This is a genomic window from Ectothiorhodospiraceae bacterium BW-2, from assembly GCA_008375315.1.
Taxonomy (GTDB): domain Bacteria; phylum Pseudomonadota; class Gammaproteobacteria; order Thiohalomonadales; family Thiohalomonadaceae; genus BW-2.
Map to the genome: position 1 here is coordinate 2,355,001 of CP032507.1, position 21,564 is coordinate 2,376,564.

The window sequence follows — 21,564 nt, forward strand, 5'->3', positions numbered from 1 at the left end:
AAGGTGTGCCTGCATTAAGTGAAGCTTCTAGCAAGTAGAGCTGAAACAGGTTGCAATAACCAGGTGGCTGCGACTGTTTATCAAAAACATAGCACTCTGCAAAATCGAAAGATGAAGTATAGGGTGTGACGCCTGCCCGGTGCCGGAAGGTTAATTGATGGGGTTAGCGCAAGCGAAGCTCTTGATCGAAGCCCCGGTAAACGGCGGCCGTAACTATAACGGTCCTAAGGTAGCGAAATTCCTTGTCGGGTAAGTTCCGACCTGCACGAATGGCGTAACGATGGCCACACTGTCTCCACCCGAGACTCAGTGAAATTGAAATCGCTGTTAAGATGCAGCGTACCCGCGGCTAGACGGAAAGACCCCGTGAACCTTTACTACAGCTTTGCACTGAATTTTGAACCTGCTTGTGTAGGATAGGTGGGAGGCAATGAAACTAAAACGCCAGTTTTAGCCGAGCCGCCCTTGAAATACCACCCTGGCATGTTTGGAGTTCTAACCTCGGGCCGTAAACCGGTTCAGGGACAGTGTATGGTGGGTAGTTTGACTGGGGCGGTCTCCTCCCAAAGAGTAACGGAGGAGCACGAAGGTACCCTAAGCATGGTCGGACATCATGCGGTTAGTGTAAAGGCACAAGGGTGCTTGACTGTGAGACAGACAAGTCGAACAGGTACGAAAGTAGGTCTTAGTGATCCGGTGGTTCTGAATGGAAGGGCCATCGCTCAACGGATAAAAGGTACTCCGGGGATAACAGGCTGATACCGCCCAAGAGTTCATATCGACGGCGGTGTTTGGCACCTCGATGTCGGCTCATCACATCCTGGGGCTGTAGTCGGTCCCAAGGGTATGGCTGTTCGCCATTTAAAGTGGTACGCGAGCTGGGTTCAGAACGTCGTGAGACAGTTCGGTCCCTATCTGCCGTGGGCGTTTGAGAATTGAGAGGAGCTGCTCCTAGTACGAGAGGACCGGAGTGGACGAACCTCTGGTGTTCCGGTTGTCACGCCAGTGGCACTGCCGGGTAGCTATGTTCGGACGGGATAACCGCTGAAAGCATCTAAGCGGGAAGCCTCCCTCAAGACGAGTTCTCACTGGAGCCTTGAGCTCCCTAAAGGGTCGTTGGAGACTACGACGTTGATAGGTCGGGTGTGGAAGCGCAGTAATGTGTGAAGCTAACCGATACTAATTGCCCGTGAGGCTTGGCCATATAACCCCAAAGGGTTTAGCCGATTATTAACATGCTTGCCTGTACCTGTTTTTCCTGGTGGCAATAGCGAGTGGGAACCACCTGACCCCATCCCGAACTCAGAAGTGAAACTGCTCAGCGCCGATGATAGTGTGGCAGATGCTATGTGAAAGTAGGTCACCGCCAGGAACTTATTCCTAAAGCCTCTGCTATAGCCTAGCAGAGGCTTTCTTCGTTTGGAGAGTGCCAACCTTGTTTGAATTGCAGAACCGCATTTTTTGCGCGTTACTACGAAGCTATTGCTGCTTATCTCGTCGCTACTCCATTGAGATATTTGATCAGATCGATTCAACCAACTCCTATCTATTGCAACGCTCTCCCCTTCAGTCGGATAGAGTACAGTTACTCTTTGCTCGTCGGCAGACGGCCGGTAGGGGACAGTATCGGCGCCAGTGGCTCTCGCCTGAGACGGGGAATCTCTATCTATCTATCGGTTTTGGTGCTGAGATGAATCACCCTAATCTCTCTCAGGCAAGCCTGTTAACTGGAGTGCTACTGATAACCACGCTACAAAATAGCCCTATGCCAGAGCCGATTAAGCACCGTTTACAGTTAAAATGGCCTAACGATCTCTGGTTAGAGGGGGCGAAAGTGGGGGGAGTATTGACCGAGCAGCGTTTTACCGGTCAGCACATTAGTATGGTTATCGGTTTAGGTGTTAACTTTAGTGGTGAAGGTTTGGAGCCGCTTGAGAGTAGCTACAGCTATCTGTCGCTAGAAGCGGGGGCACAACCGGTCTGGTTAGCTCAGTTACTACAGGGGATGGATAGACTTTTTTGCCAGTTTGATACTCAATACGCCGTTGAGCTGTTGCAGTTGTGGCCAACCCTGGATGCTTTGTGGCAGCAGCCTCTGCAGGTTCAGCAGGGAGAGAGAGTTTTTTATGGAACGGGGGCGGGTATCGATAGCCGTGGTCACCTGTTGCTATCTACTCAAGAGGGAGTGGTCGCTCTCTGCTCCGGCTCGGTGGTATTGTGTTGAGGGTCGCCACACTCTACTGTGATGCTGGTAACAGCCGCTTAAAGTGGTGGTTGGTGGCTGAAGAGCAGCAGCTCGATAGTGGTGTGTGGCTCTATCAGATGCGATGCGATTCCCCTCTGGTTAAGTGGTCTAAGCGGATTAGCTTGCAGCAGGTGGTGGTCGCCGCTGTCGTTGAGCGGGAGCGACTAGATCCCCTTTGGGAGGCGCTCTCTCCTTGGTTAAAAGGGATAGTGCCTACTTTTATCGCTGCTGATGCGATTGCAGGGCTGGTCGATTCTGATTATGATCTCACTCAGTTGGGTGTGGATCGAGCTTTAGCTATCGCCGCAGTCTCTGCTAGCGCCCACGCGATAGTGGTTGTCGATTGCGGGACATCGGTGACGGTGGAGCTGGTGACCTCAAAACAGCGCTATTTGGGGGGGTATATCTTGCCAGGCGTGGCCATGATCTCAGAGCTTTTTCGAGCGCATACCGCTGCGGTAAGGCTCGATGGTGGAGTGCAACCGATCGTGGCAGCGAAAACTCCCGGCACGAATACTCAACAGGCGTTACTGCACGGCTCAATGGTGGCGGTAGGTGAGACGGTAGCGTATGCGATCAACTACCTACAGCAGCTTGAGCAGCAGTTACCGAAACTAGTTGTGACCGGTGGTGATGGGCAGATTATGGCGCAGCAGTTTAAGCACCCTTTTCAGTTACGGCCCGATCTGATCTTGTCGGGTATGCAGCGACTACAGCGGTTAGGAAGAGTGTGAAAAGACTGCTACTGCTGTTAGGGCTCATGAATCTGGCGGTGGCGCTACTGCTACTCGGGGAGAGGCTCTCTGCTGAGAGGGCGGCTCTCTCGCTTTCGGTGATAGCGACACCTGTTCCAGATCAGATTCAGCTATTGAGTGAGTTATCAGCGGCACAGTTGCAGCAACGCAAAAAATCGGCACCAGCTAAGAGCCCTCCGGCCCCGATACCGATGGTGCTCTTTGAGTGGCAGGCGAGTCGCGTGAAACTAGAATCGTTGTGGCAGACACGACTGCCCGATGAGATGAGTGTTGTCCCTCAGCCCCCGCGCTACTGTCTGCAAGCGCAGCAGTTATTGACCGTCACAGAGGTTGAGCGCTGGAGTCACCAGTTAGAGCCACTTGGCGAGGTGAGCCAGCAACAGGTGCCGCAGCAGGTGGAGCGCTACTGGGTGATGATACCGCAGCAGCGTCTGTCACAATCGGCACCTCGGCTAGTGACTGTGTTAAAGTCGCAGGGGGTGGTCGATGTGGCGCAGATCTTTGTCGGCGAGCACCGTGGCGCCGTCTCGTTGGGGCTCTTTTCACAGCGTAGCAGTGCAGAGCGGCGGTTGCAGCAGGTTAATCGCCTGCTCTCGAAACGGGAGCAGGCGGAGGTAGTTGTCCAGAAACGGCAGTTAGATCGAATCGCGCTCTATCTGCTTACAGAGCGATCGCTAAGTGAGCTACCCGCCTCGGTGACTGAGTTAGCGTGGCAGGTGGTAGAGAGGCAGCGGTGTCATGAGTAACCTAGGTTGGGGCTAAGCCACCTCTCTACCTCCTCTAGTGCCATCTGTTTGCGCTGGGCGTACTCTTTAACTTGATCTCGACCTAGTTTGCCTATCGCAAAATAGCGGGCGTCGGGGTGGCTGAAGTAGAGGCCGCTTACCGCAGCAGTCGGTACCATTGCCTTGGATTCTGTGAGCCAGATGCCGGTTTGCTGTTCGGCATCTAACTGCTGCCACAGTGGATCTTTTTCACTATGATCGGGGCTGGCGGGGTAACCCATCGCGGGACGAATGCCTTGATACTTCTCCGCAATTAACTGCTCATTGGTGAGCTTTTCGTTAGCGGCGTAGCCCCATAGATCGGTGCGTACCTGTTGATGGAGCCACTCAGCGAGCGCTTCGGCGAGACGATCTGCCAGCGCTTTGAGCATAATGGCACGATAGTCGTCGTGTTCGGCCTCAAAGCGGGCGACATGGTCATCAATGCCAATTCCGGCGGTGCAGGCAAACATTCCTAAATAGTCGCTCACACCACTTGCCGTCGGAGCGATATAGTCGGCTAGACAGTAGTTAGGGTGCCCTTTAGGTTGCGGTTTCTGTTGGCGTAAAAAACAGAACCGCTGCTCTCCATGGGGTAGTCGGCGCATAATGACATCATCGCCATCGCTATTAGCTGGAAAGAGGCCCACAATCGCTTTCGCTTGGAGCCAGTGATGCTCAATCAGCTCGGTGAGCATCGCTTCGGCATCGGCAAATAGTTTTCTCGCCTCCTCCCCCTTCTCCCTATCTTCAAGAATTTGTGGATAGCGCCCCTTAAGCTCCCAAGCGTGGAAGAAGAAAGTCCAATCGATATAGGGGCGCAGTTGGTTTAAGTCGATACTATCGAACAGCGTCAGGCCGAGGCGGCGGGGGGGCGGTGGGGTGTAGTTAGACCAATCGATAGTGACCCGATTAGCACGAGCCGTGGCGAGATCGATAAGAGCCGTCTGGCCATGGCGCTGCTGATGGGCGGTGCGCACCTGCTCATAGTCGAGAGCTAACTGCGCTAAAAAGGGTTCGCGTCCCCCCTTACTAATCAGATTTTGTGCCACCCCGACGGCGCGGGAGGCGTCTTTAACCCACACAATGGGGGAGTCGGAGTGGGGGGCGATCTTAACCGCAGTATGGGCCTTCGAGGTGGTGGCACCGCCAATCATTAAAGGGGTAGTGAGTTTAAGCCGCGCCATCTCTTTAGCGATCTGCTCCATCTCCTCTAGCGATGGGGTGATGAGTCCCGATAGGCCGATAATATCGACCTGATGCTCCAGTGCCGCCTCCAGAATTTTACCCATCGGCACCATGACACCGAGATCAATCACCTCAAAGTTGTTGCACTGTAGTACCACCGCGACGATATTTTTGCCGATATCGTGTACATCTCCCTTGACTGTCGCTAGTAGAATTTTGCCGTTAGAACTACTGACTCCCGCCTGCTCTCCCGCTTCGATATAGGGGATAAGATAGGCGACCGCCTTTTTCATCACCCGAGCCGACTTGACCACTTGGGGCAGAAACATCTTACCGGCACCAAAGAGATCGCCAACGCTATTCATGCCTGCCATTAACGGCCCCTCAATAACCCTAATCGGATCTTGTAGCTGTTGCCGAGCCTCTTCAGTATCCTCTTCGACATAACGATCAATGCCTTTAATGAGCGAGTGCTCTAGCCGCTGCTCTATCGGTAACTCACGCCAGCTATCACTCTCACTCTTATCGCTCGGTTGAGCGCTATCACGGTAGTTTTCGGCAATTTCTAGTAGCCTGTCGGTGCTATCTTGGCGTCGATTGAGAATGACATCTTCAACCCGTTCACGCAGCTCTTCTGTCAGCTCGTCGTAGAGCGCTAGTTGGCCGGCGTTGACAATTCCCATCGTGAGTCCGGCTTTAATGGCGTGGTAGAGAAAGACGGAGTGGATAGCCTCTCGCACCGGATGATTGCCCCGAAATGAGAACGAGACATTGGAAACCCCACCGGAGATATGGGTGTAGGGTAGGTGCTGTTTAATCCAACGAGTGGCTTCGATAAAATCGACTGCGTAGTTATTGTGCTCCTCAATTCCGGTCGCAACGGCGAAGATATTAGGATCAAAGATAATATCGGCCGGATCGAAGTGAATCGTCTCGGTTAAGAGTCGATAGCTACGCTGGCAGATATCGATTTTGCGCTGATAGCTGTCGGCCTGGCCGCTCTCATCAAAGGCCATAATAACCACAGCGGCCCCATAGCGCTGTAGCCGCTTCGCCTGCTGTAGAAACTTCTCCTCCCCCTCTTTGAGGGAGATAGAGTTTACAATCGCCTTGCCCTGACAGCACTGTAGGCCGGCTTCGATAATCTCCCACTTTGAGGAGTCGAGCATCACTGGTACGCGGGAGATATCGGGTTCAGCGGCGATAAGGTTAAGAAAGGTGACCATCGCCTCTTTGCCATCGAGCATCGCCTCATCCATATTGATGTCGATAATTTGAGCACCATTTTCGACCTGTTCCCGACAGACCGAGAGCGCCTCATCGTAGTCGCCATTGAGAATGAGTCGCTTGAACTTGGCCGAGCCGGTGACATTGGCTCGCTCACCGACATTCACAAATAGTGACTTTTTATCGATGTTAAAGGCCTCCAATCCGGCTAGACGACACTTAGGCTCTAGCGTTGGTAGCTGTCGCGGTGAGAAGGGGGCAACCGCCTCGGCGATCGCCTGAATATGTGCCGGTGTGGTGCCACAGCAGCCGCCGATAATATTTAAAAAGCCCCGCTCGGCCCACTCGGCTATTTTAGTGGCCATCGATTCGGGTGTCTCATCATAGTCACCAAAGGCGTTGGGTAAGCCGGCGTTGGGGTGGACATTGACCCGACAATCGACTTCGCGCGCAATCTCTTCAACATACTGACGCAGCTCATCGGCACCGAGGGCACAGTTAAAGCCAAAACTTAGGGGGGTCGCGTGGCGCAGCGAGTTCCAGAACGCCTCAACGGTTTGACCGGAGAGGGTTCTTCCGGAGGCATCGGTAATGGTGCCGGAGATAATAATCGGCAGCTCAATTTGGTGCCGCTCAAAGTAGTCTCGAATGGCAAAGAGTGCTGCTTTGGCATTGAGAGTATCGAAGATCGTTTCGACTAGGACGATATCCACTCCCCCCTCAATCAGGCCGTGTAGCGCTTCGTGATAGGTATCGACCAGTTGGCTAAAGTTGATATTGCGAAAGCCGGGGTTATTAACATCGGGAGAGATAGAGCAGGTTTTACTGGTCGGGCCAAGAACACCGGCGACAAAACGGGGTTTTGCGGCCGTTTGCGCCGTCATGGTATCGGCAGCCTCTCTCGCTAGTTCCGCGCCGGCGCGATTGAGACGATAGACTAACTGCTGCATACCGTAATCTTCCATTGAGATAGCGGTAGCATTAAAGGTGTTAGTTTCGATAATATCGGCACCCGCTTGCAGGTAGTCGCTATGGATGGTGCGAATCAGATCGGGCTGAGTTAGGTTGAGCAGATCGTTATTGCCTTTTAGATCGCTTTGCCAGTTAGCAAACTCGGTGCCGCGATAGGCGGCTTCGGTCAGCTTCTGTCGCTGAATCATGGTACCCATGCCGCCATCGAGAATGATAATGCGCTGTTGCAGAGCGTTAAGTAGGGCAGCGCTACGGCTGCCGGTGTAGGAGGGGAGAAGCATAGTGCAGAGGTTTCCGTTATGACAAAGTGTGATTGAAAATTTGAGGGGTAGTTTAACATGGCTCGGGTAGTAAAATCGTCTTTGAAGTTAGCGAGCCTACTATTAGGGGGGGCTCTGTCGCTATCGGTCGCTGCGGTGACGGTCTATCAGTGGCGTGGTGAGGGGGAGGTGACTTCGTTTGGTGATCGCCCTCCAGCGACAGCGGCGGAGGTTAAAAAGCGCCAGCTAGGTGTCGAGCCGGCCCTCTATCGGGTTAAATCGGTACATGATGGCGATACGGTGACCCTAACCGATGGTCGCCGGGTACGGCTGATCGGCATTAACGCGCCCGAAATTGCCCATCGCGGTAGGCCGGGGCAGACGGGGGGGAAGGCGGCGAAGCGCTACCTTAAACAGCTAGTGGAGGGCAAATCGATCTACCTTCAGTGGGGGGTTGAGCGACAGGATCGCTATAAGCGGCTGTTAGCCCATCTGCTCTTTCAGGATAGAGATAGCGTTAACGAGCAGTTACTGCGGCAGGGGCTGGTTCATCTATCGATAAAACCGCCTAATCTGACTCGATTAGAGAGCTATCATCAGGCCGAACAGGAGGCACGGCAGGCAGGACGCGGCATTTGGCAGCTACCGCAGTACCAAATTGTGGCCGCTGCGGATAGAGCGGACTATCAAAATACCTTTCGCCGTATGAGAGGCGAGGTGACTGGGGTGACCGAAAAAGAGCATCTGTGGGTGGTGGCGCTCACAGGGGGAGTTAAGGTGATGATTCGCAAGGACTCTCTGCCCGCCTTTAGCGCAGCAGGGCTGGCGTTACCGGCCCTGCTGGGGCAAGAGGTGGTTGTTCGCGGCTGGGTTCATCGCGCCTCGGGTGAACCGGTCGTGCGGCTAGTCCATCCGTTGGAGTTTGAGCAGTGGTCGCTACGATAGGGGTTTAAGCTTCATCGGCTTGCCACAGATGCGGCAATTGTAGAGATCGCCAAAGATCTCCTCCGGCATACCGTCGGGGAGTTCGACGGTGCTGTGATCACTATAGATTTCGATATTGCCGATATGGCGACTCTCTAGACCGGCAACATTGGCAATGGCGCCAACGATGTTGCCCGGTTTGACCTGATCCTGACTACCGATCTCAAGGCGGTAGAGCTTATTGGCAAGAGTGCCTGAGTGGCGCTTTTGACGCTTACTGTCGCGCCCTTTTTTGCCTCTGTCGCCCTGAGGGGGAGCGCTAGCGTGCTCACCCCCGCGCCGTTCGTTCGCCTCACCAAAATCGCTTGCGGGGAGCTCTTTGACCGAGAGTAGCGCGTCGCCCTGCTGTAGCATCGCTAGTACGGCGGCCATATCGTCAAAGGCGATATCGTACTCGGCCTCTAATTGATGCACGATACCGCGATAGCGCTCTAGTCTGGGATCCTCCATCGCCGCGAGCAGGGTCTGGGTAAAGCGATCGAGTCGCAGACGGTTAATCTCTGCCGCACTAGGTAGCTCCATTAACTCAATCGGCTGACGCGTAGAGCGCTCAATCGTGCGCAGCATCCTCTTTTCCCGTGGGGTGACAAACAGAATCGCCTCCCCCTCACGACCGGCACGACCGGTACGGCCGATACGGTGGACATACGATTCGGCATCGTAGGGGATATCGTAATTGACCACCAGCGTGACCCGTTCGACATCAAGACCTCGGGCGGCGACATCGGTAGCTACTAGGATATCGATCTTCCCTTTCTTGAACTGATCTACAGTTCGTTGACGAATGCTCTGATCCATATCGCCATTTAGCGCCGAAGCGCTGTAGCCTCTCGCTAGCAGCTTTTCGTTTAGCTCTGTGGTGCTATTTTTGGTACGAACGAAGATAATAACCCCCTCATACTCCCGCCCTTCGAGAATGCGGGTCAGCACTTCAGTCTTATGGTGAGCGGCTACCACGCGATATTTTTGGGTGATGGTGGTGGCGGTACGAGTCTGGCTCTTAATCGTAATCTCTTCCGGCTGACGCAGATAGCGGGCGGCGATGCGACCGATCGGAGCCGGCATGGTGGCTGAGAAGAGGGCGATCTGTCTCTCAGTCGGTGTCTGCTCTAAGATAGTCTCAACATCATCGATAAAGCCCATGCGTAACATCTCATCGGCCTCATCTAGGACTAGATGGGCGAGTTGATCTAACTTAAGTGAGCCACGACGCAGGTGATCTAAAATGCGCCCCGGTGTGCCGACGACAATATCGACTCCCCGTTTAAGCTGCCGTAGCTGTACTCGGTACTCCTCTCCGCCATAGATAGCGGCAATATGGATATCTTGACGGGCAGAGGCGTAGCGCTGACACGCTTCGGCTACCTGTAGCGCCAGTTCGCGGGTGGGGGTCAAAATCAGTAGCTGTGGCTGCTGACTGTGGCCACTAAGCTGGCTGAGGAGGGGGAGGGCAAAGGCGGCGGTTTTGCCAGTACCGGTCTGGGCAACGCCGATGACATCGCGTCCTGCTAGTAGATGGGGAATAATGGCTGCCTGAATCGGAGAGGGGGATTCGTAGCCTATCTGTTGTAGCGACTGTAGTACCGCCTCGCTAAGGCCTAGGTCGCTAAATGTGGGCTGAGTGTTTTGCATAGAGTTGAATCTCGAATTAATTTAGGGGTAGATAAAAAATGGGCAAGATCGTAGTGTCTTTAATCAGGCGTGCCCCTTGATAATCAGCTCTGGTAGCCGATTTAGCGGTAGCTGGATATCGACTCCACCGAGTTTGACCGCCTCTTTAGGCATGCCATACACCACACAGCTCGCCTCATCTTGAGCAACGGTATAGGCGCCGGCATCATGCATCTCTTTCATGCCGCGGGCACCATCATCTCCCATGCCGGTCATAATAATACCGATGGCATTTTTACCGGCTGAGTTAGCAACCGAGCGAAATAGCACATCGACAGAGGGGCGGTGGCGACTGACTAGTGGGCCATCTTTTACCTCGACCCGATATTGAGCACCACTGCGACGCAGCAGCATGTGTTTACCGCCATTGGCGACGAGCGCTAGCCCTGGCATGACTCTATCACCACTGACGGCCTCTTTGACCTGTATTTGACACACACTGTCGAGCCGAGCGGCAAAGGCGGAGGTAAAGTGTTCTGGCATATGTTGTACGATCACAATACCGGGGACGGTGCGGGGGAGTTGAGTTAGTAGCTGCTCTAACGCCTGAGTTCCTCCGGTGCTGGTACCGATGGCGATGACTCTGTCGGTGGTCTCATGCATCGGTCTGGTCGCAGGTTGTATGACTGCGTCGGCCGACAGCTTGGCGGTTACCAACAGCGGCTGCGCGGTGGCCGAGGGGGGGCTAAAGCGCATCTTGCCCACTGCGGCGCGGGAGGCGTTTTTGACCGCATTGACAACGGTATGGCCCGACTCCTCCAGAAAACCGCGTAGTCCCGCCTTCGGTTTGGTAATGATCTCCACCGCACCGCTAGCCATCGCTTCCATGGTCACCTTGGCACCTCGTTCGGTGAGGGTAGAGCAGATCACGACCGGAGTTGGGTGCTCTGCCATAATCTTTTTTAGAAAGGTGATGCCATCCATGCGGGGCATTTCGATATCGAGCACAATCACATCGGGCCACTCGCGCTCCATCGCCTTCATGGCAAAGATGGGATCACGGGCAGAGCCGATGAGATGGATACCGGGCGATTTTTGTAGCTGTTCGGTCAGTACCTGCCGTACTACTGCTGAGTCGTCAACAATGAGAACTTTAATCATAGACTATATTTAAGTTATAGACGGCGGAAGATAGACGATTTAATCGTCTCTAGTTTGCCGCCCTCTAAGCCACGCAAATTTTCGGTATGGCTGATAAAGAGATACCCCCCGTGGTTAAGATGGGTGAGTACATTGTCAAGCACCCGTCGTTTGGTCTCCTGTTCAAAGTAGATAAGTACATTGCGTAAAAAGATCACATCAAAGTGGCCAAGATTGCGTAGCGGGGTGATTAAGTTGAGCTGTTTGAAGTCACACCGTTGATGCAGCGGATCGGCAATCATAAAGGTGCCTAGGTGTTGCCGCACCCCCTTAAGGCAGTAGCGGCGTAGCCTATCGGCGCTAATACCGCCATTGCGCTCCATCGGATAGTGGCCGTTACGGGCCATCTCAAGCACTCGCTCACTAATATCGGATCCCATGATATACCAATCTTTAACCGGACTGTCGGCCATCTCCATCGCAAGCGAATAGACCTCCTCTCCTGAGGAGCAGGCGGCACTCCACAGCCGCATCGGGCGACCGCTATAGTGGGGGAGAATCATCTGCCGCAGAAAGTCAAAATGGGCCGGTTCGCGAAAAAAGTAGGTCTCATTTGTCGTTAATAGATCAATAAATCGCTGCTTCTCTGCGGTATTAGATGGCTGGTTAATTAGGTTGATATAGTCACTAAAGCGCGACATACCGTAGTGTGCTAGCCGCTTTTGCAGCCGACTAGAGACCATCATCTTTTTGCTAGGGCAGAGGGAGATACCGGCACTGTCGAAGATCAGCTTGCGTACACGGTTAAACTCTTCGTCACTAATAGGACGAATGTTAATAAATTTATCCACAAAGGTTGGAGGCGCGTTACCGAGTAGTCAGAAAGGGGGGATTATATACCGAGACGGGGTAAAGTGCATTAATCGATTACATCGCCTAGCTCGCGGCGCTATCCTTGCGACCGCTGTTTGAGGCTTCTGAGGTTATTGATACGAGGCCTCCGCTAGGGTGCAGACCGGATAGAGCGAATCGTCGGCACGCACTCGCAGCCGCTGCCCCGGTGGGAAACTGGTGTGGCTAGCGAAGAGCCCTAACAGGGGGGTGTGGTCACTGCTCTCTAACTCGTAGAGGTAGCTGGCACCGCGAAAGTGGCGCCGTTTGACCGTAACCTCTAGGGGGCCGTCATCATCGGCAATAATATCATCGGGGCGAATGAGTACCTCAAGTTTGTGGTCAAGTGGGTAGTTGCCGTTAATCGCTAGGGTGCCTAGGAGGGTCTCTACTAGCGAGGGGGCGATCATGCGAGCAGGAATACAGACCCCCTCACCGATAAAGTCGGCGACATAGCGGCTCGCTGGTTGATGGTAGAGAAGATAGCCGCGATCCCACTGCTCTAGCTGCCCTTGATGCATAACTCCGATCAGATCGGCCATCGCAAAGGCCTCGTTTTGATCGTGGGTGACCATCAGAGCGCTCATCTGCTCTTGGCGGATAATATCCCCTAGCTCTAGCGCTAGTTTAGCGCGTAGTTCGACATCAAGATTGGAGAACGGTTCATCTAGTAGCAGCAGTTTAGGTCGAGGAGCGAGCGCCCGAGCGAGTGCAACTCGCTGCTGCTGTCCACCTGAGAGCTGGTGCGGATATTCGTGCCGAATGTGGTCTAAGCCGACTAGCTGTAGTAGCTCATCGATCCGTTGTTGCTGTTGTGCTCTGGAGGCGTGGCGCAGACCGAAGGCGATATTGGCTCGAACCGACAGGTGGGGGAAGAGGGCGTGATCTTGAAATACCATGCCGATATGACGCGCCTCGGTTGGCAGCGTATCGACAGCCTGGTTATCGATGGTGATGCTCCCCTCGGTGAGCGGTTCAAAGCCGGCGATGGCGCGAAGCAGGGTGGTTTTACCACAGCCGCTAGCCCCTAACAGAGCCCCAATCGCCCCTTGTGGCAGCGTGAGTGAGAGTTGGCGTACAACAGTCTGGCTACCATAACAGACCGTGACATCGGTTAGATTTAATGCGCTGCTCATCGACTCTCTTCTCCTGTGGTGGTGATGGGTTGAGTGGCCGTACTGCGACTGCGGCTAATCGCGACACTAAGTAAGACCACCGGAATGAGGCCGGCGGCAACAATCATGAGTGCCGAAGGGGCTGAATCGGCTAGCCGTTCATCGGCGGCTAGTTCAAAAGTTCTTACGGCAAGGGTATTAAAGTTGAACGGGCGCAGCACCAGTGTGGCCGGTAGCTCCTTCATCACATCGACAAAGACTAGCAGTAGGGCCGTGAGCAGGCTGCCTCGTAGTAGCGGCAGATGGAGCCGGTACCACATTGTACGGGGGGGGTAGCCGAGGGTGCGTGCGGCATCATCGATATGCGGGTCGATCTTGCCCATACCGCTCTCGACACTATTGATCGCTACGGCCAAAAAGCGGATCAGATAACCGAAGATGAGAGCAAATAGGGTGCCACTGAGCAGTAGTCCTGGAGTGATATCGAACAGAGCCGTGCCTAGCCGATTTAGCTGCTGATCGAGCCACCCTAACGGGGTTAGTACCGCGACAGCGATAATAGCGCCGGGAACGGCGTAGCCGAAGCTGACCACTTTGGCCGCTGTAGATAGCCCCTTGCTAGGTTGAAACCGGCGTAGTAGTTGAATAGAGAGCGCGATTACCACAGCTAGTAGCGCGGTAATGAGGGCTAGCTTTAGCGTATTGGCCACTAACGCCCAAAACTGCTCATCGACCACGCGGTGGTAGCTCTCTACCGACCAGAGTCCGAGCTGAATGGCCGGGATCATAAACCCTAGCAGTAGCGGCATCAGGCAGAGTGCAAAGAGTAGCCACTGCCGTGAGCGCGAGAGGATCATCAGCTTGACCGGTCGTTGGCTGCTACTGCGGCTATTGTGGTAGCGGGCGTGGCGTCGTGACCACTGCTCTAGCAGTAGCAGGACGATGACAAAGAGCAGCAGCATGGCGGCTAACTGGCTAGCTGCCTGTAGATCACCTAGGCCAAACCAGGTGCGGTAGATACCGGTGGTGAAGGTATCGATACCAAAATATTGTACCGTACCGTAGTCGGCCAGCGTCTCCATAAGTGCTAACGCCATGCCGGCAATAATGGCCGGTCTAGCCATCGGTACTGCGATACGAAAAAAGCTCTGACGGCGGTTAAGCCCTAAGGTTTGAGCCGCCTCTAGGGCTGTTAATGACTGTTGCAAAAAGGCGGCCCGAGCGAGAAGATAGACGTAGGGGTAGAGTACCAGCGAGAGCATGATAATCGCGCCACCGAGAGTGCGAATATCGGGAAAGGTGTAGTCGCCATAGTGCCAGTCAAATAGCTGGCGTAACATACTCTGTAACGGGCCGCTGTAGTCGAGCAGTCCGGTGTAGGTGTAGGCGATAATATAGGCCGGCATCGCCAGCGGTAGCAGCAGCGCCCAGCTAAGCCAGCGCCGACCGGGGAAGTGGTACATGGCGGTTAGCCAAGCGGTCGGCACCCCTAGCAGCAGGGTGCCTATGGCAACCCCCAAGACCAAAATGGCGCTATTAATAAGGTAGCCGCCTAATACAGTGTCAACTAGGTGCTGCCAGTGGTTACTGGTACCAAAAAGCTGCGCCACCACGATCAGAATCGGGGCGGCGAGAGCTATCGTTAGCAGATAGACCATCCCCTGTGGCCACCGTTTTAGGGTGGCTAGCAGGGAGCTATTAGGAGAGGTTAGCGCCATCCAGCGCGATCCATTAACTTGACCGCTGTTGCATTGTGTTCTCCTAGGAGATGGAGGGGTAACTCCTCGCCCTTAAATTCACCCCACTGTTTTAAAGTGGCAGAGACGGGGATATTATCGACGACAGGGTACTCGTGGTTCTGTTCGGCATACCACTTTTGGGCGTGATCACTGAGTAAGAACTCGATCAGTTGTAGCGCATCATCGCGATTTTTAGCGGTACGGGTGAGGCCGATACCGGAGACATTGATATGGGTTCCCCGATCGCTCTGATTCGGCCAGAAGAGGGCAACTCGATTGGCTGCCTCCCGCTCATCGTTATCGCTACTATTTAACATCATCCCTAGATAGTAGGCGTTAACCACAGCGACATCGCACTGACCGGTGGCGACCGCTTTAATCTGATCGCGATCCCCCCCTTGGGGCTTGCGGGCGAAGTTAGCGACTAGGCCGCGCATCCATGTTTCGGTTTCAGTCTCTCCGAGCAGGGCGATCATAGCGGCGGCTAAGGATTGATTGTAGATATTATTGGAGGAGCGGATACAGATGCGGTTGCGCCACTTCTCATCGGTGAGGGCCTCATAGCTCTCAAGCTCTTCGGGTTTGACTCGATCTTTTGCGTAGATTAAGGGGCGGGTACGCACCGAGAGCGCCGTCCAGTACCCATCGGGATCACGATAATGGGCCGCTACTCGCGCCTTAATCGAGGCGGAGCTGAGGGGGGAGAGAACCCCCGCCTGCTGAGCACGATAGAGTCGACCTGCATCAGTGGTCAGTAACAGATCGGCCGGAGAGTACTCCCCTTCGCGAATGAGTCGTTGCAGCAGAGCATCGGCTTTGCCGGTGACTAGATTGACTTCGATGCCGCTTTGGGCGGTAAATTGATCGAGTAGGGGTTTAATGAGCGCCTCTTTACGCGCCGAGTAGATATTGACCGCTGTCGCGGGTAGTGAGAGGGTGAGTAGCAGCAGCCAGAGTAGGGGTTGAAAACGCATAGTTGATGAATCTCCTAGTTAAATGGTAATGATTAGCAACATCGATTCTAAATGAAATTAAGTAGCGTTTGCAACAGTTTCATTGCGGTTTTTTGGGGGGGCACAAAAAAAAGCCTGCCTCGGCGAACCGAGACAGGCTTGATTGCAATCGGGGGACGATTACTGGGCGGCAGGTGCTTTAGGCTCTGTAGGAGCACCATACTGCTGCATACGATCTTCGTAGGCTTTACGCTGGGCTTCCATCCGCTCCATCGCCTGCTGACGATGCTTCTCCATCATCTCTTGCTGCGCTTTCATCTGTGCTTCAGCCGCTTCAGGGCCGAAGCCATGACCGGCAGGAGCCGCAGGGGCGCCATAGCCATAAGGAGCGCCATAACCATAAGGAGCGTAGCCATAAGGGGCATAACCGTTGTAACCACGATAGTCGTTGTAGCCATAACCGCGATAGCTGTTGTAGCCGCGACCGGTACCACGACCACTGCCACGACCGCTCATGCCAAAGTTGAAGCTACCATCCATATCACCGTAACCGTCGCCATAGCCATCACCGTAGCCATCGCCCCAGCCATTACCATAGCCGTTACCGTTGTTCCAACCATCTCCCCACCATGCTTGAGCACTGGCGGCAACGGTAAATAGGGCTGTGGCGGCAATAATATTACGAATTTTCATATATCTCTCTCCTAAAATGGAAATTACTTAAGTGACAAAATCTGACGGCATGGTAGAGGCGCTATTAGGTGCCCTTTGTGTCCGCCGAGTGAGCATTAGTATATTAGATTTTTCTTAAATTGCAATAGTGATTTCGATCAATTTATCGATTCGATTCGGCATAATTGAATTTGATTTTAATAAACAATGAGTTAGTTTGATATTTAATGATACTAAATTTTTTCTTCCCCCCCTTGTTCGCCGAGCAGTTGCCGCAGAAGTGACTGCTGCCGCTGCTGTTGAGAGGGGGTGCGCAGACGGTTAGCGGTAAATATCGCCTGTAGCTGTGTTAGGGCGGTATCAAAGTTATCGTTAATGATTAGATAGTCGCCTTCGTGGTAGTGGCTGCTCTCGCTTAGCGCTTCGGCCATCCGTCGTTCAATGATCGCCTCGCTATCTTGTCCGCGCTGGCGCAGCCGCTGCTCTAAGGCGTCGCGCCCTGGGGGGAGGATAAAGATGGCTAGCGTCTCTGGTAGCTGCTGTTTTATCTGCCGCGCTCCTTGCCAGTCGATCTCTAAAATGACATCGGCCTGTTGTGCTCTTAGGCGATTAACCGATTCGACGGCGGTGCCGTAGTAGTTGTCAAATACCTTGGCGTGTTCGAGAAACTGGCCCTGCGCTACCATCGACTCAAAAGTGGTGTGATCAATGAAATGGTAATCGATGCCATCGCTCTCTCCCGGGCGGGGGAGGCGCGTGGTGTGAGAGATGGAGAGTTTCGCGTAGCTATCTTGTTGCCGTAGCGCCTTTAGCAAGCTGGTTTTGCCGGCCCCTGAGGGGGCCGATACGGTATAGAGTTGTCCGGTGGTCATCCTAAGTGCTCCTTGAGGGGTAAGTTAGGGGTAGAGAGGGGGGTGGTCGGGAGGACGGGTGCGGAACCGTTTATAGCTCCACTGATATTGGGTCGGCTGGGTTCTAATCTGCCGCTCTAGTTCGCGATTGAGGGCGGCGGTAATCTGCGCTAGCGACTCGGTGGCCGAGATATCGGCAGGTTGACTAAAATGGAGCCGAAAGCCGCGCCCAAAACTGAGCCGCTCAGCGGTGCAGAAGAGGGCCGCCGCTCCCCCTTTTTGCACTAGCCGTCCATAGAGGGTCATGGTGTTAGCGTCAATGCCGAACAGGGGAGCAAATAGATTGCCATGTTGGCGCGGATCTTGATCGGGTAAAATGCCGATCATCTCTCCCTGCTTTAATGCCTGTAAGCTGGTGCGAATACCGCGACTATCGAGTGTCACTAGGCGGGCACCGAAGCGGGCGCGACTGTCACGAATGAGCTGCTCTAGTTGCTGTTGACGAGGGGGGCGGTAGAGGGTCACCATCGGGTAGTGGAGTGAGCACCACGCGCCGGCCATCTCCCAGGCACCTAAATGGAAAGTCGCCATCACCACCCCCTGCTGCGCTATCGCCCGATCTGCTAGCTGTTGTTGATGAACACTACGGACCATGCGTCGTAGGCGAGTTTTGGAGGCAAGCAGCAGGATTGGGGTCTCAAATAGGGTCTTGCCGGTCTCAATGAGGGTAAGAAGTAGGTACCACTGGTGTAACATTTTACTTAGCTCTGGAAAGCAGAGTGCTAGATTAATCGCGCTAATTTGGCGATGATGATTGGGGACGATATAGAAGAGCACACCGAGCAGCAGCCCTAACAGATGAGCTAACGGTAGTGGTGTAACGGCATAGAGCCGCAGGAGTGCGCTAGTGAGTACGGCCATCTAATAGCGGTTTCATCGTGGTGAGCAGGGTTTTAAACAGCGTGGGGGTGTGCTGCTCTTCACTTAATAGGAGCTGTTTGAGATGTTGGCGCTCAGTCGGTTGACGAAAGCAGGCGGGGCAGTTGTCGGGGACGACAGGTAACTCTGCTTGGCGAGCAAAGGCGTCGGTTTGGCGTTCCCGAACATAGATGAGTGGTCGGATAATACGCAAATCGCCCTGATCGTTGGTATAGTGGGCCATCATGGTACGAAGTTGACCACGATGAAAGGCTGACATCAAAAAGCTTTCGGCCAGATCGTCCAGATGCTGTGCTAATACAATCACGCCGTAGCCGTGTTGGCGTGCAGTAGAGTAGATCATCCCCCGTTTCATGCGGGCGCAGTAAGCGCAGAAGGAGAATCCGGGCTCATTCGCGTGCTCTTTGGCGTCGGCGGCAATGGTTTGTGACTGGTAGAAGTAGGGGAGGTTAAGCTCGGAGAGATAGGGTTTGAGGGTTGAGGGGTCAAAACCGTCGATAGATGGATCGATGGTGACCACTCCTAAATCGAACCTAACCGGAGCGTAGCGGCGCAGATGGGCCAGAATATGGAGCAGTGATAGCGAGTCTTTGCCGCCGGAGAGTCCGAGCAGCAGCCGGTCACCATCGCGAATCATTGCGTAGTCGGCGATGGCGCGTCCTACCTGACGCATGATGGATTTTGGAGGCTTTACTGGTAACATGATCTATAATTTTACGGTTAATTGGTGAGGATGATTGTAAGTGAATCGGCAAACGAACCCAAGCGGCGTTTCACCTGAAGTGTGTTGGCAGGCGCTGCAGAGCAACCGTTATGCGTTGCTAATCGATGTTCGCTCCAGTATGGAGTATCTGTTTGTGGGCCACCCTAGGGGGGCGATCCACCTTCCGTGGATTGATGAGCCTGACTGGGATGTTAACCCCGATTTTGTCAAACAGGTGCGCCAACTGCTGCTAGAGAGAGTGGCGCAAGGGGGGGAGAACCGCACCGAAATCTATCTTATCTGCCGCAGCGGTAACCGTTCGCATGAGGCGGGTAAACAGCTCTTGGAGGCGGGATTAGAGCGGGTCTTTAATGTCCTAGAGGGGTTTGAGGGGGAGCTAGATGAGCAGCACCACCGTAGTACCCTAGGGGGGTGGCGCTTTGCCGGCCTGCCGTGGGAGCAGTGTTAGGAGCAATTAACAGTTGCTTGATTTATACTCGAATATGTCTATAATTACGTGTTATGAGCAGTAGATACAGCATAGGTGAGTTTGCTAAGCGCATTGGGCGGTCAGTACAAACCGTGCGGCGTTGGGAAAGAGAGGGGAAGTTGCAGTCCAAGCGCCTGCCATCGGGGCATCGGTATTTCGATGAGTCCGATGTTCGCCTGATGCTGGGCGGGGCGCCTAAGAGGCGAGATGTGGTGGTGTATTGCCGAGTCTCCAGTGCGGGACAAAAAGACGATCTTGCCTCCCAGGTCAAAGCGATGGAAACCTACTGTCTGGGCGCAGGGATTGCGGTCGATGAGTGGGTGCAAGAAATCGGCGGCGGGATGAACTTCAAGCGCAAGCGCTTTCTCGCTCTGGTCGATCGGATTCATCGTGGGGAAGTGCGCCTACTGCTGATTGCCCACAAGGATCGGTTGATGCGCTTTGGCTTCGATTTGTTGGCGCATATCGCAGCAGAAAATGGCTGTGAGATAGTCGTTGTGAACCAGGAGTCTCTCTCCCCTGAGCAAGAGATGGTTGAGGATTTACTGGCGATTGTGCATACCTTCAGTTGCCGACTGTATCGGATGCGCAAGTACAAGCAGCAGATCAAGGAGGATTTTCCCGATAGTCCCATTCAGTTACCAAAGGATGTGTGCGAATGAAGGTCACGCGAGTTTTGAACGCAAAACGCCCGAACAAGGGCAAAGTCGCCGCATTGCGCGAGCAGGCGCGTCGGCTTGGCCAAGTGCGTACCGAGGTCTGGCAGAGGTTTGGGTCGGTCGGTGGCGTGGGTCTCTCGGATCGCAAGATTCGCGATGGCTGGCTGAAGGAAGGTCGCGCCTTTCCGGTTTCCGCCAACGCTTGGAAAGAGACCCTACGCGATGCGAAGGGCAACATCACCGCCTGCATGGAAGCGGCCAAGGTTAAGGTTCGCCAATCTGTCTTTCGTCACATCCGGGACGAAGCCGAGCAAAAACGCCTGTTCACTGCCCTCAAGCGCAACGAATGGACGGGCGATTCTTATCTGCGCCGGCTCATGCGTAAGCACTGGCATCATGGCCATAACCATACCCATAACCAGATTATTGTCCGTTCAGATAATTACACTACCTTCCTCCTGGGTGGGTGCGTCTGGATCAAGATCCCCGGCCTTGTTAAAGGTCAGCGTATCGCCATTTTGCTCAATACCACGATCACGCCAACTGGCACTCTGCGCGTCATTATCAAAGACGATGACCGTATTGAGGTTCACACCACCGTTAATGTCGAAACCAAACAGGATTGCGGCAAGCGCACCCTCGGCATTGATAAAGGCTACTCCGAAGTGCTTGTGGATTCAGACGGCGATCACCACGGCCAGGAGCTCGGTCAAGTACTGACCGAACAATCCGATAAGCTAAAAGCCAAATATCAGTGCCGATCAAAACTGCGAGCGCTCGCCAACACGACCCGTAACCCGCATAAACGCGAGCACATTTATCGCTTTAACCTTGGGCGCAAAAAGCTAAACCGGCAGATGGACAAAACCCATGCAAGCATCCGTGATGTGGTGTTTCAGTCGGTTCATAAGGTTGTTGATAAAGCCGCCGTGATTGCGGCGGAAGAGCTCACCGCCCCGATGTCGGGCAAGTCCTTCGGCAAGAACGTCAATCGTCGGCTGGCAAGCTGGACGAAAGGCGTCATTGCCGAAGCACTTGATAGTGTTTCAAGCCGCAGAGGTTCTGCGGTCGTTCTGGTCAATCCTGCCTACACATCGCAAATTGATTCCCGCAACGGATGCCTACTCGGCAAACGCCAGGGGGATCGGTTTTACTGTTTCGACGGGGTTGTGTTGCAGGCAGATCAGAACGCTGCGCGAAACGTGCTGGCACGGTTGTCCGATCTTGACATCGATCGGTTCATGCCGTACCGACAGGTGAAGACGATCTTGCAAGCGCGGACTGAGCGCCTCCGGTTGGGACTGCTCAACCAGGACTCCAGTTGCTCGCCCGTACGGGTGTTATCAACGGAGAGCGAATTACCGAAAAACTGCCATGAGCAACTTTGCTTAGGTTTTTAGGAACAG

17 protein-coding genes, 2 rRNA genes and 1 pseudogene (1 of these 20 only partly in view) are annotated in these 21,564 nt (G+C 54.1%); 9 read left to right on the plus strand and 11 right to left on the minus strand.

The window, feature by feature from the left end; all coding sequences use genetic code 11:
- The 5 genes from D5085_11430 to D5085_11450 all read left to right on the plus strand — a co-directional run.
- A 23S ribosomal RNA gene (locus D5085_11430) occupies positions 1-1,221 on the plus strand (it extends 1,684 nt beyond the left edge of the window).
- A 36-nt stretch (positions 1,222-1,257) separates the two neighbouring features.
- Positions 1,258-1,372 (plus strand): 5S ribosomal RNA (gene rrf / locus D5085_11435).
- A 54-nt stretch (positions 1,373-1,426) separates the two neighbouring features.
- A complete protein-coding gene (locus tag D5085_11440) occupies positions 1,427-2,224 on the plus strand; it encodes a biotin--[acetyl-CoA-carboxylase] ligase (protein ID QEP43675.1) in 798 nt (265 codons plus the stop codon).
- The gene (locus D5085_11445; protein ID QEP43676.1) at positions 2,170-2,979 is read left to right on the plus strand and encodes a type III pantothenate kinase; all 810 of its coding nucleotides are present in this window, start codon (positions 2,170-2,172) and stop codon (positions 2,977-2,979) included. The genes D5085_11440 and D5085_11445 overlap by 55 nt, the downstream gene beginning before the upstream one ends.
- Complete coding sequence (locus D5085_11450) at positions 2,976-3,746, plus strand: hypothetical protein (protein QEP43677.1); 771 nt, start codon at positions 2,976-2,978, stop codon at positions 3,744-3,746. Before D5085_11445 ends, D5085_11450 begins: the two co-directional genes overlap by 4 nt.
- Here D5085_11450 and D5085_11455 read toward each other — a convergent pair.
- Positions 3,737-7,432 (minus strand): methionine synthase, encoded by a 3,696-nt coding sequence (locus D5085_11455; protein QEP43678.1) that lies wholly within the window; start codon positions 7,430-7,432, stop codon positions 3,737-3,739. The two genes, D5085_11450 and D5085_11455, sit on opposite strands and share 10 nt — an antisense overlap.
- 57 nt (positions 7,433-7,489) lie before the next feature.
- Here D5085_11455 and D5085_11460 point away from each other — a divergent pair, with 57 nt between their 5' ends.
- Positions 7,490-8,356: a DUF4124 domain-containing protein gene (locus D5085_11460; GenBank protein QEP43679.1), complete on the plus strand. Its 867-nt coding sequence runs from the start codon at positions 7,490-7,492 to the stop codon at positions 8,354-8,356.
- Here the strand turns inward: D5085_11460 and D5085_11465 are convergent.
- The 10 genes and pseudogenes from D5085_11465 to D5085_11510 all read right to left on the minus strand — a co-directional run bounded on the left by D5085_11465 (position 8,348) and on the right by D5085_11510 (position 19,009).
- Entirely contained in the window at positions 8,348-10,027 is a 1,680-nt protein-coding gene (locus D5085_11465; GenBank protein ID QEP43680.1) for a DEAD/DEAH box helicase, read from the minus strand. The genes D5085_11460 and D5085_11465 overlap by 9 nt on opposite strands.
- Positions 10,028-10,090: 63 nt before the next feature.
- Complete coding sequence (locus tag D5085_11470; protein ID QEP43681.1) at positions 10,091-11,167, minus strand: chemotaxis response regulator protein-glutamate methylesterase; 1,077 nt, start codon at positions 11,165-11,167, stop codon at positions 10,091-10,093.
- Between the two features lie 14 nt (positions 11,168-11,181).
- Complete coding sequence (locus tag D5085_11475) at positions 11,182-11,985, minus strand: protein-glutamate O-methyltransferase CheR (protein QEP45143.1); 804 nt, start codon at positions 11,983-11,985, stop codon at positions 11,182-11,184.
- Positions 11,986-12,129: 144 nt separating this feature from the next.
- The gene (locus tag D5085_11480) at positions 12,130-13,173 is read right to left on the minus strand and encodes an ABC transporter ATP-binding protein (GenBank protein QEP43682.1); all 1,044 of its coding nucleotides are present in this window, start codon (positions 13,171-13,173) and stop codon (positions 12,130-12,132) included.
- On the minus strand, positions 13,170-14,870 hold the full coding sequence (locus D5085_11485) for an iron ABC transporter permease (GenBank protein ID QEP43683.1): 1,701 nt from the start codon (positions 14,868-14,870) through the stop codon (positions 13,170-13,172). Before D5085_11485 ends, D5085_11480 begins: the two co-directional genes overlap by 4 nt.
- Complete coding sequence (locus D5085_11490) at positions 14,861-15,865, minus strand: Fe(3+) ABC transporter substrate-binding protein (GenBank protein ID QEP43684.1); 1,005 nt, start codon at positions 15,863-15,865, stop codon at positions 14,861-14,863. Before D5085_11490 ends, D5085_11485 begins: the two co-directional genes overlap by 10 nt.
- A 318-nt stretch (positions 15,866-16,183) precedes the next feature.
- Positions 16,184-16,537, minus strand: a pseudogene (locus tag D5085_11495) (sulfur globule protein CV1).
- Positions 16,538-16,749: 212 nt separating this feature from the next.
- Positions 16,750-17,388 (minus strand): guanylate kinase, encoded by a 639-nt coding sequence (locus tag D5085_11500; protein ID QEP43685.1) that lies wholly within the window; start codon positions 17,386-17,388, stop codon positions 16,750-16,752.
- 24 nt (positions 17,389-17,412) lie between these two features.
- Positions 17,413-18,288, minus strand: coding sequence for a lipid A biosynthesis acyltransferase (locus D5085_11505; GenBank protein QEP43686.1), 876 nt, complete (start codon positions 18,286-18,288; stop codon positions 17,413-17,415).
- On the minus strand, positions 18,272-19,009 hold the full coding sequence (locus D5085_11510) for a tRNA 2-thiocytidine biosynthesis protein TtcA (GenBank protein QEP43687.1): 738 nt from the start codon (positions 19,007-19,009) through the stop codon (positions 18,272-18,274). The genes D5085_11505 and D5085_11510 overlap by 17 nt, the downstream gene beginning before the upstream one ends.
- A gap of 40 nt (positions 19,010-19,049) precedes the next feature.
- Between D5085_11510 and D5085_11515 the strand changes: the two genes are divergently transcribed.
- The 3 genes from D5085_11515 to D5085_11525 are packed head-to-tail and all read left to right on the plus strand — an operon-like array spanning position 19,050 to position 21,558.
- The gene (locus tag D5085_11515) at positions 19,050-19,478 is read left to right on the plus strand and encodes a rhodanese-like domain-containing protein (protein ID QEP43688.1); all 429 of its coding nucleotides are present in this window, start codon (positions 19,050-19,052) and stop codon (positions 19,476-19,478) included.
- 53 nt (positions 19,479-19,531) lie between these two features.
- Positions 19,532-20,161 carry an IS607 family transposase gene (locus tag D5085_11520; protein QEP43689.1) on the plus strand — a complete coding sequence of 210 codons (630 nt, stop codon included), beginning with the start codon at positions 19,532-19,534 and terminating at the stop codon, positions 20,159-20,161.
- Positions 20,158-21,558 (plus strand): transposase, encoded by a 1,401-nt coding sequence (locus tag D5085_11525; protein ID QEP43690.1) that lies wholly within the window; start codon positions 20,158-20,160, stop codon positions 21,556-21,558. The genes D5085_11520 and D5085_11525 overlap by 4 nt, the downstream gene beginning before the upstream one ends.
- Positions 21,559-21,564 lie beyond the last annotated feature (6 nt).